Here is a 248-nt window from a genome sequence, read left to right as displayed (position 1 = left end):
CTATTAATCTTGTTGGTGCACAATTTGATGATCTTCACCTTAAGAAATATCGTGTAACCGTCGATAAAAAATCACCGGAAATCGATTTGCTGAATCCTAAAGGATTCAAAACGACCTACTTGGCTGAATTTGGTTTTGCAAGTGCATCTTTGCCAGCAAAAGCTTTACCTCAATCCAATACACAGTGGCAAATAGAGGGAAACAATACAACTCTAACCCCTTCAACACCCATCACTTTAATCTATAAT

Annotated in this window: 1 protein-coding gene; it reads left to right on the top strand. The window is 37.5% G+C overall.

Annotated elements, in window-relative coordinates; translation table 11 throughout:
* Positions 1–248 (top strand): membrane protein insertase YidC (gene yidC, locus ACFINC_RS09975; protein ID WP_375617110.1); only part of this gene is annotated, 248 nt, incomplete at both ends.

It is taken from the genome of Bartonella sp. AP58NXGY, from assembly GCF_042195785.1.
In the GTDB taxonomy this organism is placed as follows: Bacteria; Pseudomonadota; Alphaproteobacteria; order Rhizobiales; family Rhizobiaceae; genus Bartonella.
The sequence above is the reverse complement of the archived record's forward strand: the minus strand, read 5'-3'. Positions and strand labels throughout refer to the sequence as shown.